Genomic DNA, 17,132 nt, shown 5'->3' with positions numbered 1-17,132 from the left:
AATTAAGCTTTTTTCTTTATATGAGATCTATAGGCTTCTATTGGATAATCTATAAAATGAATTAATAGAAATGTAAAGATTATAAGAAGTAAAAAATAAAATGGTAATGCTGCACTGGTCAACTTAAAACTATTATTAATTCCCCCATAACCTATGGAGAAAATATAAATAAGAGCCACTAAATAATGACTAATATAAAACGGATAAGAGTACATCCCTATGTAATTATCAACTTTTCTTATTTTTTTAGAAGTATTTAAATTAAATAAAATTGTTATTAATAAAAATGCTAAAATTAAATTTATATAAATTGAAATATCTTTAATTAAAAATTTCTGAATATCACTACTAAAAAATCCATTTATATAAAAAGAAGTTACTAAAAAAACAATTATTATTTTTTTTGGTTTGGTAAATAAGTTAAATTTTTCTTTATACCAATACATTAATGCCCCAATAGAAAAAGCAAGTGAAGCAGCAGGGATAGCACTATATCTAAATGTAGCAAGATCGTAAAATAAATATGTAAAGATATAGTAAGCTACACTTGCAAAGAACCAAAAAATTGTTATTCTTTTATTTTTAGAAATACCTAATGAGATTAATAGATAATAGACTAATTCATTGGTTATAGCCCAAGAGGGAGGGATTAAACGTGGGGTTATACGATGAGGAACAATATTAGGAAAAATCATAGTTACATTAAAAACCCAATCACTAAGTGAATTAGGAAAAAACATAGCCGGATGTTTAGGTAAGTAAGCAGGGACAATAAAAAGTACTATTATAGTTATAAAACCTACTATCCAATAAATCGGAAATAGCCTAAGAATACGATTGATCCAAAAAACTTTAAATCCCTTTATACTATAACCATATTTTTCATTGACCACTAAGGTCATTAAAAAACCGGAAAGCATAAAGAAAAAAGTAACAGAATAATTTCCTAATGTTGGAATATTAAAAATATGTAATAGAATTACATTTATGGCTAATATTGTTCTTAGTATACCAAACATATCTTATAGTTTCCTTTTAATTTTTTTTAACCATACCTTTCTCTTCCTCCTTCTTTCTTTTACATAATAACCATTTAAAATATTAATAAATGTTCGTTGTAGTTTTTTAAACAAACTATGCCTTTTATAGTGCATCCCATTAAAAGAAATATAAAACTTTTCAGCATCATCTTTGTAGGCTATTTCAGAATACTTCATTGTACGTTTCCAATTGATAAAATGTAAGTACATAACTTCTTTTTTAGTTATAGCGTCTTTTACCTTACCCTCTTCCCATATCCATTTATCAAACTCATATTCTTGATGAGCTCTACCTTTACTATCGCTATTTAATAATATTTTAGCCCAATAAACTTTAACATCCTGACCTTTTTTAAAAGATTTATTTTTTAAAAATTCTGTCAATATTTTTTCATCTGTCCATTGAAATTTAGGATGTTCAAAAAGTTTTTTATAATTGGGTATTTCACGGTATAATTTGTTTAATTTTTCTGAATTTCTAAACAAATTAAAATGACCCGATATAGCCTCCTTTCGAGAGGAAATAATATCATAATTTTCTAATAGTTGTGGAGTGATAAATTTTCGAATATCTCCCCAAATGATATCCAAATCACAAAAACCCCAAAAATCATAAACTTCAACTTCCTCTGAAAAAATATGGGCATAGGCAGGTTTTAAATCGCAAAATTTTCTTGGAGTCAATGGAACTTCGCAATCAACAACCTCATTTACATGTTTATTTAAATTTTCTAAATTTGTTTTTAGAAATTTTATGTTTTCAGGATGTTCTTCCGGAATCTTACAATCAGTAGGACATAACCAGTTGATACTTGGATTATACTTTATTGATATTAAATGAGCTTCAAACCATATCGGCCATTTTCCAAAATAAGGTATGATAAGCAGAATTGATTTCATCAATTAAAATGTATATTTAAATAAACAAATATCTTTTTGATATACTTTATTTACAATCTCTTTAGTTTCTCGACTATAATAGCTTTTATAATTTTTATTTCGTATAGATTTATTAGTTTTCTTTAATTTTCTATTGATTCCTAATTTACTTGCAACATACATAAAATCGTTATCAAGGTTTTCAAAACGACCTATAAAATCCATATCTATCTCCCCGAATTTATTTTCTATAAAACTATATTGTGGCTGAAAATGTAATGAGTTATGAATGTTTTCTATAGTGAGCCATTGTTTCACAAAATCTTCAAAACTTTCATAATGCATAATGTTCTTCTCTGCCCAAATACGGTCTTTCTCTGTCACCCCCCCTTTTTTTAAAAAAAAATAAGTAGAAACCAATCGATCCCACGGATTCCTAACGAACGTAAACTTAAAATACTTTTTGAATGTTTTAGGAGCAAATAAATCTTTGTAACTTTTAATTTTTCTATGACTCCCCCCGGTATTTCCAAATAAAGTATAACATACAGATAATCCTGCATTTTTAGGTATATGTACAAAAATGCATTGATAATAATCTAAAGCTGCAATTGAAGAATGAAATTGGGGATTTAAATATTGATCAGGCTTAAATTTTCTAATATTTCTTTTTCTCCTCACATAGTCCTCAATATTTACTTGTACTGCCTTTGGCAAAAGTTTTAAAATTTTTCTTTTATATCCCATTTGCTTTTCTTATCGATTATATCATAATAAAACGTATTCAAATCTTAAGTATAATTAATGATATAAGTATATACGGCTTAATTGTTATCATTTTTTTCTATATGTTTTTTAAGTTCACTCAAATCTTTTTGCTCTTGAATAGTTTTACTCCTAATATTTTTAAGTTTGTTTAAGGTTTCCTCTATAAATTGAGGGTTTAAGAATAAATGCAAAATTCTTTTAGCAAAAAGTTCTGAAGAATTTTCCACGAAAAGTCCTTTATTTGTAAAATGTTCTAAACCTTGTGCCCCGACTGAAGTGGAAACAATAGGCAAACCATATTCAATAGCTTCTATATTCTTTATTTTAACACCTGATCCTTCTAATAATGGGGAAATAGCTAGTTTAGCCTGACTATAAAATAAAGATAAATCATCCACATATCCTAAAAATTCAATATTTTCATCTATTTCTAAAAATTTAGGATCAATATATTTTTTAACATTACCCAAAACCTTTAATTGGATATTATTTTCTTTCGGTTCTAAGCGAGGCCATACATGTTCTAAGAACCATTCTAAACCATATACATTGGGTCGATAATTAGATCCTGTAAAAATAATTATATTAGATTTTATTCTATTCTCTATGAAGGGTTTTGATATGTCCTGTTTAATTTTAATTAACGGATATAAATCTATAACATTGGTATTAGATAAGGATAAATTCTTAAATATATTCTTATCACGTTTACTTATTGCTATCACTAGATTTGCCATACCGAGAAGCCGCTTCTCTTCTTTTGCCGTTAGTGAACCAAAATAAGAGTCACTTCTTCCCACAGAAAAATGTTGATGCCATACATCGTGAGTAATAATAGTTTTAGTACCGGAAAAAAAATGTAATGCTTCAGCCAAATAAAAATAATCTACAAAAACAGCATCATATTTATCTTTAGGTATTTGAGCCAAAAAATCAGTTTCTCTTTTGGATATCGGACCAATATGTTTTTTAAAGTTTGATCGCTTTTTAAATTTGTAAATCCACTTATAGAAAAAAATATATTTTAATGAGAAATACATTTTAAAAATCTTGGTAAGGCCAGGGATAATTAACTTGTTAGAAAAATCTACAGAAATCGATTTTTTTTTCTTGTATGTTTCAAAATCAAGTTTAAGAAAAGTGACTTCGTAATCCAGCATCTCCACACGTTTCACTATATCCAAAAAATACCTTGAAGGAGCTGAACTTCCTTTTAAATCAAATCTTCTCGATATGAATAGTGCTTTCTTCAATACAACACTAGATTTTAGATTTTCATCCTTTCAAATTTAAACTTACAAACAAATGCAAATCAATACATTATAATTTATTTTAAGAAAAAAGTTTTAATTTCAAATAATTCAAGTTATTCTTTAAAAAAAATTTTATTCTAACTAACTCTATTTTATTCCATTTAAAATAATCTTTGTTTAACTCTTTTCTCTTTTTTTGATCTAATAAGTATAAATTCCGGTGTAATTCACGATTCATATCAGTAATTCTTTTCTGAAAAAAAGTAAAAACATTTTTATCTTTATAGTGTAAACGCTGAAGTACTTTTTCTAATTGATATCTATGCCATAGAATATAATATTTATCATTTTTTCTCGGGCTCCATACCCCTCCACTATGCTCCCTATACATTGCAGGTTGAATATCTTCCATATAATATCCTTTACCATATTTACCTAATATTGAAAATAAGAGCATGTCAGAATTAAATAAAGATTCTGAATTAGAAAAAATTTTTATTATTTCAGAATTATTTCTAAAAACAATACTAAGTGTTAACAACCAAGCTCCTTGTTTTAATTCTTGAGATGAATAAATCCTATCAACATTCAACCTAGGCTGTTTTTTTTGTTTTATAATATTTTCATTTTCATCTATAACGGTAGCATTGTGACAGCATACTACAAAATCTTTGTTCTTTTCTAAAAAATCTATTTGTTTTTGAAGTTTTAATGGATCTGTCCAATAATCATCTCCTTCACATAAAGCTATATATTTACCTTTACAACTCTCTAAACTAAAAGTAAAATTTGGCACCATACCTAAGTTTTCTTCTTGATTATAATAGGCCAATTTTATATGGGAAGGTATATCTTTAGTCGCACTAATGATTTCTTGATGAGTCTGATCAGTAGAATTATCATTAGAAATCACTAATTCTATCTTAAAATTAGTTTTTTGCCTAAGAACCCCTTCGATAGCTTTTCTTATAAACTTTTCATGATTATAGGTAATCATGCATACCGAAAGAAGTGGAAGATCATTATCCTTCATCTTTACTGTATTTTAAAATTCTAGCAGGGTTTCCAATCATTACAGCATTTTCCGGAACATCTTTTACTACTACCGCACCCGATCCTATTATGGCTCCAGCACCTATCTTTATATCTGGATTGATGGTCGCATTAGAACCTATAAAAACTTCTTCCCCCAATTTACATCTTCCCGGAATGACGACTCCACATGCTATTTCAGAAAAATCACCAATTTCAGCATCATGACTTATACTTGTATTGATATTAATTAATACACCTTTACCAATTTTCACATCATTCGTGATGACTACTCCCGGCATAATAAGTGCCCCCTCCCCAATCGTCGTACCGAAATCACTAATTATACTTTGTTTGGAAATGACTGAAGTAAACTGACCGCCTAAAGATTTAAATTTTTCAAACATTTTTCTTCTTAACTCTGGGTTTCCTATACCGAGCGTAAATTTTGGATTAATTTTTAAATATTCTTGAGCTTCTTGATAATTAGTAATAACATCAAATTTATCATAAAGCTTCGGAGGAATATCTTTATTTATATTATCAAAAAAAGCGATGTTTAAATTATTAGCGTCATGATTATCTATTAACAAGCCAAGTAATTCTTTGGCCATACTCTTTGCTCCTACTACTAACATGATAAGGATTGATTAATGGTTTGGACTATTAATTCTATAGTACTATTCTCAATAGAAGATGATAAAGGAAGACATAAAATATTTTTTGAGATATTTTCCGACACGGGCATTTCTATGTCTTTAACATACGGTAAATGATTAAGGCTTGGATAAAAATAGCGTCGGGGATAAATTTCTTTTGAATTTAATGCCGTCTGAACTTTTAATAATTGTTCTTCCTTTTCGAAAATTACTGGATAATAACTGTAATTCCACTCGGTTCCTTTCCTTATTTTTATCTTTTTAATATAGTTGAAATCCAATGAGTTATCATAGCCTTTTACTATGGATTTTCGCTTTACTAAAATTTCTTCCATATAAGGTAAAACAGCCAAGCCCATAGCAGCTTGCAATTCACTCATTTTTGCGTTGATACCCAGACCGTAAAAGGATTCTGGCCCGTTATGTCCAAAATTATGATGGTAATACAATTGGTGCATTAACTCTTTATCTTTACAGAATAAAGCACCGCCTTCACCGGTATGAAAAAGTTTGGTGGCATGAAAACTACAAGTACTTACATCCCCATAATTAAATAAAGACTTATTTTTATACTTTACCCCAAAACCATGAGCTGCATCATAAATAACCGCCAATTGGTGTTTTTGAGCAATTCTTTGAATTTCTTCCACCGCACAAGGATTTCCAAAAATATGAGTAGCTAAAATAGCTGTAGTATCAGGGGTAATAGCTGCTTCAATTTTATTTTCATCAATTGTAAGATGTCCCGGATCAATATCCACGAAAACTGGGGTGCAATTTTCCCAAACAATACTGGAAGTAGTCGCTACATAAGAGAAAGGAGTGGTAATTACTTCTCCTTCTTTAGCTAATATCTTTAGTGCGATCTGTAAAGGTAAAGTACCGTTCGTAGTTGCTAATAATCGGTTTGAACCAAGATAATTTTGTAGCTTTTCTTCTAACTCAATTACCAATTGCCCCCTATTGGTTAACCAAGCAGTATCCCACACCTTTTTTAAAATCGCTTGGTATTCTTGTTGGGGAGGTAAAAAGGTTTGGGTAACGTTTATCATCAAGAGTTAGTTTTATTTAAATGAGGAAAAGTTTCATGCAAAGGTTTCTTTTCCAAAAATTCACACAATTGATGATAACTATTAGGTTGGGAAATATCTAAAGCTAAAAAATCTTGAGAACCTTTGAAATAATGTAATATATCTTCATTGTGGCGTTTATAATGCGTAATCAATAATGTTTTATTATATGGATCATTTTCAGGAGTTTTATAATTAACCCTATTGGCTTCCCACATAAAACCTTTATAACGATACATTGCATTTTGAAGATCTTCTTTATTAGGAATTCTATTTCCGTCTGCAAACAATTTTGAATGAAAGCTCGTTAAAGATTTATACCATGCTTCTTCTTCTCGATAAGTTAAAATAAACTTTGCATTAGGAAAATGTTGATGCAGAATTAACCAGGTGTATGGCCAAGAAAATGGTACATCTTGAAATGCTTCATATTTTTTACAATATCTAATAATAGGCTTCCAATTATAATCTTTATAATACTTGATCAATAATTCTGCTTCTTTTTGATTACCCAACTTATAGCCGAATTCTTTTAAGGCTTGTTCTAAACTTGTCGTTCCTGTTTTATTACGACCTATACAAAAAATTTTATTTTTTCCTCTATTAATCTTCAGCATTCCAAGTAAATTTTGGTTTTAATACTCCGGGAGATTTCCCCATCCATTGCCCTAAAGATTTTTCCTCTTGTATAATAGTGAATTGAATAGCATCAGGCTCTAAAAACAAAGCTTTTCTTCCATTAGTAATCATTAAATCGATACTAAAATTACCTTCGTTAAAGAAAAAATCGGGTAATAACATTTGTGTTTTTTTTGTGCCTGTAAAACTCATATCGACATTACCCATATTAGAGTTATTCACAAAAATAAAATTTCCATCTCCATCTTTAAAACGAAAAACCACGACTATTTCTTCATTAGTTTCTTTATTTATTGATGTTTCCAAGACTAGTCTATCTTCCCTTGTAATTGGTTCTTTGTAATTTTTAGTTTCAGCTTTTATCCCAACATAATCAATTTTAAAAGATTGCTTCTCAAAATATTCTTGATCAAAATATCTCAGCGATGTACTCCCTTCCGCATTATCTAAGTTTAGGTAAAAATTAACGGCTTGATCAGTACTACCTTCAAAAACAGTTGTACCGTTTTCCAATACGATAGCTCGAGTACATAAACTTTTCACGGCTGCCATATTATGACTCACAAACAGCACCGTTCTTCCTTCTCCTTGAGAAATGTCCTGCATCTTCCCAATGGCTTTTTTTTGAAACTCGGCATCGCCTACGGCCAAAACTTCATCGATTACTAAAATTTCAGGTTCTAAATGGGCAGCTACCGCAAACGCTAAACGTACCCGCATCCCACTACTATAACGTTTAACAGGGGTATCTACATACATCGTACAACCGGAAAATTCGATGATCTCATCGATCTTTGCATTCACCTCGGCTTTGGTCATCCCTAAAATAGCACCATTTAAATAAATATTTTCCCGTCCCGTCAGTTCTGGATGAAAACCGGTCCCCACCTCTAACAAAGAGGCTATACGACCTTTGGTTTTAATACTTCCCATGGTTGGTCCAGTTACTCGGGATAAAATTTTAAGTAAGGTAGATTTACCGGCACCATTTTTCCCGATGATGCCCAGCACTTCCCCTTTTTTTACCTCAAAATTAATATCGCGTAGTGCCCAAACATATTCCTCTTTCGCTTGGCTACTGCGATCATTAACCGCCCCTACTTTAGTATAAGGATCTTCTTTTCTTCTTATTTTATGCCAGAAGCGGTTCAGGTCATGGGAAATAGTGCCTGTACCAACAACACCCAATCGGTATTGCTTACTGATATTTTCTGCTTTAAGAATAACTTCACTCATCAATCCTGCTAATTATTCGTTCTTTTTTCTTTTACTTCTGTATAGTTTCTTACCAAAGAAACAAAAAAATAGTTCTTATATATGTCGATATAATTTTAGTTTCGCTATCGTTTCCCTAAAATCACTCGAAGAAACTTTATATAATTTATTAACTTTAAATTTTAAAAACTTACACTCAACAACTCACGTACTACTCTAAACTGTATCAATAAAATTCTTCTCCGTACGGTTAAAAATCACTAAACCAATTAAGAAAATCACTACAGAGAAAACCAAAGCATAAAAAAACCCTCCCCAAGTGAAAGTTCCAAAATCTAACGTCATATAACGAAAGCCTTCGATAATCTGAGTAATGGGATTATATTCAAATACCCAAACAAAATGGGGCAATTTTTCTTTAGCTGTACTCAGCGGAAAAGGAACCGCTGAAACATACATCAGCAACTGTACGGCAAAGGTCACCAAAACCGTTAAATCCCTGTATTTGGTGGTAAAAGCCGAAATTGTCATCCCTAAACCTAAACCCATTAGCGCCATCATCAACACATAGACTGGAAACAAGATCAAATTCCCGTTGGGCTGTACCTCTTTTCCTATCGCTAGATAGTACACATAAAAGCCAATAAAAATCAGAAGTTGAATGCCAAACTTTAATAGATTAGAAATTGTGATAGATAAAGGCATCACTGCCCGAGGAAAATAAACCTTTCCAAAAATATTGGCATTTCCTGTAAACACATTCGAGGTTTTCGTCAAACACTCCCTAAAATAATTCCAAGCTGTAATTCCCGCTAGATTAAACAAAAAACTGGGAATTCCCCCAGTAGTAATTCCTCCCACATTGTTAAAGACCAAAGTAAAGATCACTGAGGTAAAAAGCGGCTGAATAAAAAACCATAGGGGCCCCAAAATGGTTTGCTTATATACAGTGACAATATCTCTTTTGACAAACAAGAGCAATAAATCCCGATACCTCCAAATTTCCTTCAGGTTGAGATCGATAAGCTTTTTATGTGGCGTAATTTCATATAGCCATTTTCCGTGCTCACTCATACTTTTTTATTACTTTACCAAGTTAAAGAAAGAAATTTGTTTTGATCCAAAAACATTGAAATATGCTAAGCCAGTTACACCTATTTTAAGCTCTTTAAGTATTTTTATCTCTTTTTTTAAATAGACGTTTCATCCAAGAAGCTTTGGGGTCTTCTTCATGATAGCTATTTCCGTAAGCCCCATAACCATAGCCATAGCCATAACCATAACCATAGCCATATTTGGCCTTTTGTTGAAAATAATTAAGAACTAAACTAATATTTTTCACTTCCCCTTTGGCATATTTTTCATTAATCATCTTGAGCATGCCCTCTTGGGTATAATTTTGACGTGTTATGTATAAATTGGCATCGGCATAACGAGTGAGGTTTAAGGCATCGGCGACTAAGCCTACAGGAGGGGTATCCATAATGATATAATCATAGTCCTTTTTCAGTTCTTCCATTAACTTCTCCATACCCTCTCCCATCAAGAGTTCTGAAGGGTTCGGTGGGACAGCCCCGGCGGTAATTATATCCAAATTTTGATAATTGGTAGGCTGAATAACTTCAGTTAATGTTTTCCGCTCCACCAAATAGTCCACTATTCCTACCGAATTACTGATCTCAAAATCATTAAAAATTTTAGGCCTCCGAAGATCTAATCCCAATAAAATGGTTTTTTTACCACTTATGGCAAAAACCGAAGCTAGGTTCATCGAACAAAAAGTTTTTCCTTCCCCACTTACCGAAGAGGTAATCAATACGGTCTTGGTTCCTTGAATTTCCTTTTTTCGGTAAATAAACTGCAAACTTGCGCGTAAACCTCGGAAACTTTCTGCAATGGATGATTTAGGCTGGTTATAGATCACTAAATTGCTTTTTTGCTTACTTTTCCCGATAATCCCTAAGATAGGAATAGGCGAAAGCCGCTCCAAATCTTTCAGGGTATTGATTTTATTATCTAAAAAGACCAACAAAAAGACAAAGACCAAAGGTACGCTTAGTCCAAAAATAATAGCCAACGCATAGTTTAAGCCAGTATTCGGACCTATTTTGTACCCTCCGGTATCTTTGGCTCGATCGATTACTTGAACATCGCTAACATTAGCGGCCTTTACCAAACCGGCTTCATTACGCTTACTCAAAAATAATTGATAGGTTTGTTCACTAATCTCATAGCGACGTTGTATTTTTAATAAATCTTGTTGTTCCTTAGGCAAACTACCTGCTTGGCTTTCTAATTTTGCGATTTCCTGTCGGATTTGATTAAGTTGACGTTGAATAATTTTTTTAGAACTTTCGATATTTTCCAATAAAACCGTTTTAGTAGCGTCGATTTGACGATCGATATCTGCATAAGCGGGAAAATCTTCTTTGACCGAATATTTATAGGAACTCCTCTGTTCTGAAAGTGCGATAATTTTAGAAACAGCAGTTGTTATACTTGGCTCGTCTATTCCAGAAACGGAAGGTGCCGGTACATTTGAATAATCGGATCGGGAGCGTAAATACTCCTCAAGGATCTGGTAATAATCTAAGCGACGTTGCAAGTCCCGTTCTTCTACATCTAAAACATTCAACTGTCCTTTTAAGCTAGAGCTTTCTTCAGTTAAGTCTAAAATTCGATTTTCTTGCCGAAACTTGTTCATCTCTTCCTCTACCCCTTCCAATTCTCTAGCTTTAACGGCTAAACTACTATCGATAAAGCGAATAGTTTTAGTAGCGAAGAGGTTTTTCCGATGGAGCATATCCCGACTAAGAACCTGTGCGGTAGTATTTAAATAGTCAACAATTTTCTTTTTATTATTATCCATCAAGGAAAGCTCCAAAACCGAGGAATTTTTTGATTGGTTATTAACCCTTATCGTCTGATATTGCTTAACGACGGAATCAAAGTTTAAAAACTCAACATAATACACTTCCCCAACCTGAGGCGTACGGTTGGCAGGTATTACCTTTCCTGAAAAGAACGGTAAATCAATTTCCTCACCCAATCGATAAGTTTTCTTAAGCTGCTTTGGTAAAGGTACCTGATAAGTCGTTTGATCGGCATAAACCATGGCTTTCCGGGTTTCCGGAGCTTCTTCTAATTGTAAAAATAGCTCGAAATTTTGCGCATCTAAAAAGCGAATCCCTATAGGAGTATCCAAGACCTGTCCTTTAAGACTATCGATGGTCACTTTAAATGGGGATTGGCCGTATACATCCACTTTTTGGTATTCTCCCTGTTTTAAGTATTGGATATAAAATTGTAGTTCTTCCACAACCTTTTCGTTATGGGAGCGGGTCTTTAGAGTGGTCACGGCAGTATTCACTTTATCGGAAATGCCCCCCCAATTAAAGGTTAAACTGGTATTGGAAGTAAAAAAAGGATTTTGATCGTCTTTAATGCTAATCAACGAACTGAGTTGATATACCGGTAATTTACGGACATTGATATAATAAGCAACCCCTAATCCTATAAGTACACTAATCACAAAGAGGTACCAATAACTAAGTATACGTAGCAAAAAACCTTTAAAATCAAAACTTAGACTGGGATCTTGTTTATCAAATTCTTCTTCCATAAACCTATCTATTTACTCGTGTTGAAAGTAATACTAAGGAAGTAATAAGTCCCACTACAGATGCTATAGTGGTAAAAGTTGATAACCCAGTTTCTCCGGTACCTAACGATTTTTGGGGTAAAGGTTTCACCATAATCAAATCGTTGGGTTGGATATAGTAATAAGGGGATTGAACCGCATCAATATCGGTTAAATCAATATGGTGAACTTTATGTCCGCCTGGATACTGGCGCAAAATCATCACATCTGTCCTATCTCCGGTCATCTTGATATCTCCGGCATTGGCAATAGCTTCCATTATACTCACTTCATCTTTATAAATCACTTGGCTACCAGCTCCTATTTCACCAATAGTGGTATAGCGGATTCCCGCTAACTTGACAGTAACAAAAATATTGGCCTCTTCCCGAAAGTAATCTTTCAATAACTTCGCTTCAATTTTTTTACGAATTTCTTCGGTAGTATAGCCCAAGACATTCATTTCTCCAATAGTAGGGATACGAATATTCCCATGCGGATCTACTCGAAAACCATCATAATACAATCGCTGTTCCCCGGTCGCATTGGGATTGCCTTCATCAATAGGGTTAAACATTCCCACCAATTCTTGGTCCAAGGCTTTAATACGAATACTCAGCAGATCGTTTACCTGCACTCGGTAGGGTTTTTGTACCCGTTGTACGGCGATGAGACTATCCAATTGTTGGCCGTGTTGTTGCAGGTAGGTAAGTTTCTCTGTACTAATACAGGAGCTGCAAGCAATTATCAACACTAATAACAACAAGAAACAATTATTTTTCATCGACTAACCACTCTAAGAATGAACAACAAATATAGTTTTTCAATACAAATAAAAAAACTTCGCTTTCCGTAAGTCAACTATTTCCCGTTATTTTGTACAAAAATTAAGAAATTGAACTACGCTTCTATTGAACAGATTTCCAAAGCCTATGGGGAACGGATTATATTTCAAAATATATCCTTTGGTATTAATGCCGGCCAGAAAATAGGACTTATCGCCAAGAACGGAACCGGAAAAACCTCACTCCTCAAGATCTTATCAGGGCAAGACCATCCTGATGAAGGTGAAATAAATTATCGAAACAATATAAAGATTTCCTTTCTTTCCCAAGAACCCGACCTTGACGAAAATTTAACGGTCGAAGAAACCATTTTTGCTTCAGAAAATGAAATTTTAAAGGTGATCGCCCAATATGAGAAAGCCTTACAACATCCTGAAGATACCGAAAACTTCCAAAAAGCCTTCGATTTGATGGAAGCCAAACAAGCCTGGGATTTTGAAACCACTTACAAGCAAGTGCTTTCTAAATTAAAATTAGAAAAGCTCGATCAACGAGTCAAACTGCTTTCCGGTGGACAAAAAAAGCGTTTGGCCCTTGCTACTCTTTTATTGGATCATCCTGACCTGCTTATCTTAGATGAACCCACCAACCATTTAGACCTAGAAATGATCGAGTGGCTGGAAGAATTCTTTAAAAAGGAAGATATTACCCTCTTAATGGTGACGCATGATCGTTATTTTTTAGAGCGCGTCTGCAATGAAATTTTAGAATTGGAAAACGGGGTACTTTATAGCTACAAAGGGAATTACAGTTATTATTTAGATAAAAAAGAAGCGCGAGTAGAAATTGAGAAAACCAATACCGATAAAGCGCAACAATTGTATAAAAAGGAATTGGATTGGATGCGGCGCCAGCCCAAAGCTCGTACCTCCAAATCGAAATCGCGAATTGATGATTTTACAGAAATCAAAGCGAAAGCCTCCCAACGTAGAAAAGAACATGAAGTACAACTGGAAATTAACATGGAACGCTTAGGCAATAAAATTGTGGAGCTCCATAACGTTTCTAAAAGTTTTGAAGATAAAATTTTACTGGATAAGTTTAATTACAACTTTCAACCTGGAGAAAGAGTAGGAATTATAGGAAAAAATGGTACCGGGAAATCGACCTTTTTAAACATCCTCACCAGTACTTTAAAACCAGATCATGGAAAATTGGTGATGGGAGAAACCGTAAAATTTGGTTACTACACTCAAAAGGGGATCCCTATTAAAGAAGGACAAAAAGTAATTGAGGTTATTCGGGAATTTGGAGATTATATTCCGCTTAAAAAAGGACGGCAAATTTCTGCCCAACAACTCTTGGAACGCTTTTTATTTGACCGTAAAAAACAATACGATTATGTGGAGAAATTAAGCGGAGGCGAACGAAAAAGACTATACTTATGTACAGTGCTCATTCAAAACCCTAATTTTTTAATTCTAGATGAACCTACCAACGATTTAGACATCGTTACTTTAAATGTATTAGAGAATTTTTTATTGGATTTTCCGGGATGCCTTATTGTAGTTTCCCACGACCGGTATTTTATGGATAAAATTGTAGACCACCTCTTTGTATTTCGTGGAGCGGGAGTCATTGAAGATTTCCCCGGAAATTATTCAGATTTTAGGGCTTATGACAAAAGTAAGCCTACAGAAATAACCCCACCAACCGAAACTAAAGATACATCCTCAAAGAACAACTGGAAAAACTCCAACGAAGATCAGAAATTAACTTATAACGAACAGAAGGAATATAAACGCTTGGAAAAAGAAATTTCTAAGCTTGAAAAAGAAAAAGAAAAGGTACAGCAGGAATTCTTAAGTGAACTTTCAGAAGAAGAAATCAATAAAAAATCTCAAAATTTGCAAAAAATTCTAGATGAAATAGAAAACAAAACCGAACGTTGGTTTGAACTTTCTGCGAAGATGGAATAAAACCTCATGGAGTTGTTAAGAACTTAGTTTTTAGAATTTAGTAATTGAAGTTTAGCACGCGGTGTTCAGTAGACAATGAATCAAAGACAGGAAAGTTAGAAGCTAAAATTAAACCCAAGAAACTTCAATTTTGAAAATCAACCTGTCTGAGTAGAGTATAAGGGTCAATTATAAAAGCTTCGCTAATTCATGCTGAACTTGCCTGTCGGGAGGAAGATGCCACATAGCCGAGTGATTGAAAGAGCTTTCTTTTTAAAAGTTCAGTCTGAATTCGACAGATCCCCCTTCGATCGGAATGACAGAGGTTTTCTGTATTTAGTGGACAATTGGCCTTATAAAAAGAATGGAAAAGATACTAGTTTTGAGTTTTTGATAGATGATAGGAGAGGTTTGCATATTGGAGATGAATGAATGGCTTTTGAAATTTAGGAATTCAGTTTTCAGCCCCCAGCTGAGTTTTAGTATTCAAGATTCAGTTTCGAGTATTATTAGCTACGCCGAACCACTTTGCCAGGTTTCAGGACCTGCCTACCGAAGAAAGGCGTAATGCAGGTAAGTAAAGAACCCTTCGAATGGAAATTCTGTACAAAAAAATTCCTCAGTTAGAAACCTCAAAACGCAAAATTTATTTCAAGGGAAGGATGTTACATTTATGGGATCTTCGGGTTTTAGGAAATCGATCCTAATGAACCTATTAGTTTGTTTGAACACCCCCTACTTCCGGCTCTTATATTTTAAACGGAAAAGATGTCAGTCAAATGAGTGATGATGAACTGGCCGAGATTAGGAATAAAGAAATTAGTTTTGTCTTCCACACCTTTAAATTACTTCCACACACTACCGCCCTAGAAAATGTTGCTTTACCAATGATCTATGCCGGCAAAAGTAAAGAAGACCGAAACAAACGCGCTGTCGAAGTCTTAAAAAATGTTGGTTTAGCTGACCGGATTGACCATAAACCCCATCAATTATCTGGTGGTCAATGCCAACGGATCGCTGTTGGTCGAGCTTTACTACACCATCCTTCCATTATCTTAGCAGATGAGCCTACAGGAAATTTAGATTCCAAAACCTCCTTAGAAATCATGAACTTATTCGATAAAATTCATGCGGCCGGAAATACGGTGATTTGAGTCACCCAAGAAAAAGATATTGCGGAGCACCCACACCGTATCATTCGCTTACGGGATGTAATGGTTGAAAAAGATGAACGAAAAGAGAATCTAATCACTTGATATAATTATTAATAAAGTTTTGTTTATCAGTCTTTTCCAACAAACCTTTTTTTAGCAAAAAATCTATCCAAACCGAAAATTTTTCAGCTCCCAAATAATTTAAATGACCTAAGTCTCCATACTCAGAATTTTTCAGTGGAAAATTTACAAAATCTAAAAATTCAACGTCGCTAAATTCTTTTTTTAATATATTCTGAAAAACCTTTTCATTCTTCATTGCACTACACTTAAAATGTTGTGGGGAACGAATTAAATAAACTTTTTTCTGCTGCTTTTTGCAAAAATCAATCATTTTCCTCAAATAGTATAAACTTAGTTTAGAAACAGGAAAGGAATCAATTGTATTTTCTTGCATATTGATTTTATCTGTACTGTATTTTAGTATGGAATCTGTGTTAAATCTTTTCAAATACAAATAGCCTCCCAATTCATCAGTTAAATCAAAATCATTTTTAAAAACTCTCAACAATTGCTTTTTTTTTGATTGAGATAAAGCATTGAGATAAGCAGCAGGACTATTGTTCCTCAAAATTCTTTGCTGTTCCTTTTCCAAAAATGCATCAGACTTAGGGTAACGATAATTCATATATTTCTCACCGAAAATCCATTCATCCATAGTCTCAGAAATTTGGTTATTGGTGAATTCGATAAAAATATTTTGAATTGAATCATTATTTAAAATAATATTTTTAAGCTTAGGATACGTATAAAAATAAGACTCTCCAGAACTTGAAAAATTTTTAAATTCCTGAATCAGAGAATCATTAAAAGCACATTCAGGATGAGAGTGTCCAACAACTATGGATTTTGGCTGTTTTTTCAAGTCAAACTGTGATTTTGACCTCGTATAACTATTTAAAGTAAAATTAATGCCTAGAGTAAACATTAATAGGGTCAATAAATAGATCACTATTTTTAAAACGAATTTTTTCATTATC

At 33.0% G+C, this 17,132-nt stretch carries 15 protein-coding genes and 1 pseudogene; 3 read left to right on the top strand and 13 right to left on the bottom strand.

Annotated features, from left to right (window positions below):
- Positions 1 to 2 precede the first annotated feature (2 nt).
- The 12 genes from FVB9532_RS12775 to FVB9532_RS12720 form a co-directional block, all read right to left on the bottom strand.
- Positions 3 to 1,019, bottom strand: a complete 1,017-nt coding sequence (locus FVB9532_RS12775; RefSeq protein WP_150545571.1) for an acyltransferase family protein — start codon at positions 1,017 to 1,019, stop codon at positions 3 to 5.
- Between the two features lie 3 nt (positions 1,020 to 1,022).
- Positions 1,023 to 1,940 carry a DUF6625 family protein gene (locus FVB9532_RS12770; RefSeq protein WP_150545570.1) on the bottom strand — a complete coding sequence of 306 codons (918 nt, stop codon included), beginning with the start codon at positions 1,938 to 1,940 and terminating at the stop codon, positions 1,023 to 1,025.
- A 3-nt stretch (positions 1,941 to 1,943) separates the two neighbouring features.
- Positions 1,944 to 2,666: a sulfotransferase family 2 domain-containing protein gene (locus FVB9532_RS12765; protein WP_150545569.1), complete on the bottom strand. Its 723-nt coding sequence runs from the start codon at positions 2,664 to 2,666 to the stop codon at positions 1,944 to 1,946.
- A gap of 77 nt (positions 2,667 to 2,743) precedes the next feature.
- A complete protein-coding gene (locus FVB9532_RS12760; RefSeq protein WP_150545568.1) occupies positions 2,744 to 3,940 on the bottom strand; it encodes a glycosyltransferase in 1,197 nt (398 codons plus the stop codon).
- 79 nt (positions 3,941 to 4,019) lie between these two features.
- Positions 4,020 to 4,973: a glycosyltransferase family 2 protein gene (locus FVB9532_RS12755; protein WP_150545567.1), complete on the bottom strand. Its 954-nt coding sequence runs from the start codon at positions 4,971 to 4,973 to the stop codon at positions 4,020 to 4,022.
- Positions 4,963 to 5,610 carry an acetyltransferase gene (locus FVB9532_RS12750; RefSeq protein WP_150545566.1) on the bottom strand — a complete coding sequence of 216 codons (648 nt, stop codon included), beginning with the start codon at positions 5,608 to 5,610 and terminating at the stop codon, positions 4,963 to 4,965. Before FVB9532_RS12750 ends, FVB9532_RS12755 begins: the two co-directional genes overlap by 11 nt.
- A complete protein-coding gene (locus FVB9532_RS12745) occupies positions 5,604 to 6,683 on the bottom strand; it encodes a DegT/DnrJ/EryC1/StrS family aminotransferase (protein WP_150545565.1) in 1,080 nt (359 codons plus the stop codon). Before FVB9532_RS12745 ends, FVB9532_RS12750 begins: the two co-directional genes overlap by 7 nt.
- Positions 6,683 to 7,318 carry a sulfotransferase gene (locus FVB9532_RS12740; RefSeq protein WP_150545564.1) on the bottom strand — a complete coding sequence of 212 codons (636 nt, stop codon included), beginning with the start codon at positions 7,316 to 7,318 and terminating at the stop codon, positions 6,683 to 6,685. The genes FVB9532_RS12745 and FVB9532_RS12740 overlap by 1 nt, the downstream gene beginning before the upstream one ends.
- The gene (locus FVB9532_RS12735) at positions 7,305 to 8,576 is read right to left on the bottom strand and encodes an ABC transporter ATP-binding protein (RefSeq protein ID WP_150545563.1); all 1,272 of its coding nucleotides are present in this window, start codon (positions 8,574 to 8,576) and stop codon (positions 7,305 to 7,307) included. Before FVB9532_RS12735 ends, FVB9532_RS12740 begins: the two co-directional genes overlap by 14 nt.
- A 195-nt stretch (positions 8,577 to 8,771) precedes the next feature.
- Positions 8,772 to 9,629, bottom strand: a complete 858-nt coding sequence (locus tag FVB9532_RS12730) for an ABC transporter permease (RefSeq protein WP_150545562.1) — start codon at positions 9,627 to 9,629, stop codon at positions 8,772 to 8,774.
- 94 nt (positions 9,630 to 9,723) lie between these two features.
- Positions 9,724 to 12,177: an exopolysaccharide transport family protein gene (locus FVB9532_RS12725; protein ID WP_150545561.1), complete on the bottom strand. Its 2,454-nt coding sequence runs from the start codon at positions 12,175 to 12,177 to the stop codon at positions 9,724 to 9,726.
- Positions 12,178 to 12,181: 4 nt separating this feature from the next.
- Positions 12,182 to 12,979: a polysaccharide biosynthesis/export family protein gene (locus tag FVB9532_RS12720; protein ID WP_150545560.1), complete on the bottom strand. Its 798-nt coding sequence runs from the start codon at positions 12,977 to 12,979 to the stop codon at positions 12,182 to 12,184.
- 111 nt (positions 12,980 to 13,090) lie between these two features.
- Here FVB9532_RS12720 and FVB9532_RS12715 point away from each other — a divergent pair, with 111 nt between their 5' ends.
- The 3 genes and pseudogenes from FVB9532_RS12715 to FVB9532_RS12705 form a co-directional block, all read left to right on the top strand.
- Positions 13,091 to 14,959: an ABC-F family ATP-binding cassette domain-containing protein gene (locus FVB9532_RS12715; protein WP_150545559.1), complete on the top strand. Its 1,869-nt coding sequence runs from the start codon at positions 13,091 to 13,093 to the stop codon at positions 14,957 to 14,959.
- A 189-nt stretch (positions 14,960 to 15,148) separates the two neighbouring features.
- The gene (locus FVB9532_RS12710) at positions 15,149 to 15,370 is read left to right on the top strand and encodes a hypothetical protein (protein WP_150545558.1); all 222 of its coding nucleotides are present in this window, start codon (positions 15,149 to 15,151) and stop codon (positions 15,368 to 15,370) included.
- A gap of 220 nt (positions 15,371 to 15,590) precedes the next feature.
- Positions 15,591 to 16,194: pseudogene (locus tag FVB9532_RS12705) on the top strand (ABC transporter ATP-binding protein); the annotation flags it as partial.
- Here the strand turns inward: FVB9532_RS12705 and FVB9532_RS12700 are convergent.
- Positions 16,187 to 17,128: an LB_356 family protein gene (locus tag FVB9532_RS12700; RefSeq protein WP_150545557.1), complete on the bottom strand. Its 942-nt coding sequence runs from the start codon at positions 17,126 to 17,128 to the stop codon at positions 16,187 to 16,189. The pseudogene FVB9532_RS12705 and the gene FVB9532_RS12700 sit on opposite strands and share 8 nt — an antisense overlap.
- Positions 17,129 to 17,132: the final 4 nt, after the last annotated feature.

This window comes from Mesonia oceanica, assembly GCF_902499555.1.
GTDB classification, from domain to species: domain Bacteria; phylum Bacteroidota; class Bacteroidia; order Flavobacteriales; family Flavobacteriaceae; genus Mesonia; species Mesonia oceanica.
The sequence above is the reverse complement of the archived record's forward strand: the minus strand, read 5'-3'. Positions and strand labels throughout refer to the sequence as shown.

Coding starts and splice junctions, on each gene's coding strand:
- FVB9532_RS12765 (WP_150545569.1), bottom strand. CDS start 2,666: ATGGGATATAAAAGAAAAATTTTAAAACTTTTGCCAAAGGCAGTACAA.
- FVB9532_RS12710 (WP_150545558.1), top strand. CDS start 15,149: ATGCTGAACTTGCCTGTCGGGAGGAAGATGCCACATAGCCGAGTGATT.
- FVB9532_RS12770 (WP_150545570.1), bottom strand. CDS start 1,940: ATGAAATCAATTCTGCTTATCATACCTTATTTTGGAAAATGGCCGATA.
- FVB9532_RS12700 (WP_150545557.1), bottom strand. CDS start 17,128: ATGAAAAAATTCGTTTTAAAAATAGTGATCTATTTATTGACCCTATTA.
- FVB9532_RS12750 (WP_150545566.1), bottom strand. CDS start 5,610: ATGTTAGTAGTAGGAGCAAAGAGTATGGCCAAAGAATTACTTGGCTTG.
- FVB9532_RS12740 (WP_150545564.1), bottom strand. CDS start 7,318: ATGCTGAAGATTAATAGAGGAAAAAATAAAATTTTTTGTATAGGTCGT.
- FVB9532_RS12755 (WP_150545567.1), bottom strand. CDS start 4,973: ATGAAGGATAATGATCTTCCACTTCTTTCGGTATGCATGATTACCTAT.
- FVB9532_RS12725 (WP_150545561.1), bottom strand. CDS start 12,177: ATGGAAGAAGAATTTGATAAACAAGATCCCAGTCTAAGTTTTGATTTT.
- FVB9532_RS12735 (WP_150545563.1), bottom strand. CDS start 8,576: ATGAGTGAAGTTATTCTTAAAGCAGAAAATATCAGTAAGCAATACCGA.
- FVB9532_RS12730 (WP_150545562.1), bottom strand. CDS start 9,629: ATGAGTGAGCACGGAAAATGGCTATATGAAATTACGCCACATAAAAAG.
- FVB9532_RS12720 (WP_150545560.1), bottom strand. CDS start 12,979: ATGAAAAATAATTGTTTCTTGTTGTTATTAGTGTTGATAATTGCTTGC.
- FVB9532_RS12745 (WP_150545565.1), bottom strand. CDS start 6,683: ATGATAAACGTTACCCAAACCTTTTTACCTCCCCAACAAGAATACCAA.
- FVB9532_RS12775 (WP_150545571.1), bottom strand. CDS start 1,019: ATGTTTGGTATACTAAGAACAATATTAGCCATAAATGTAATTCTATTA.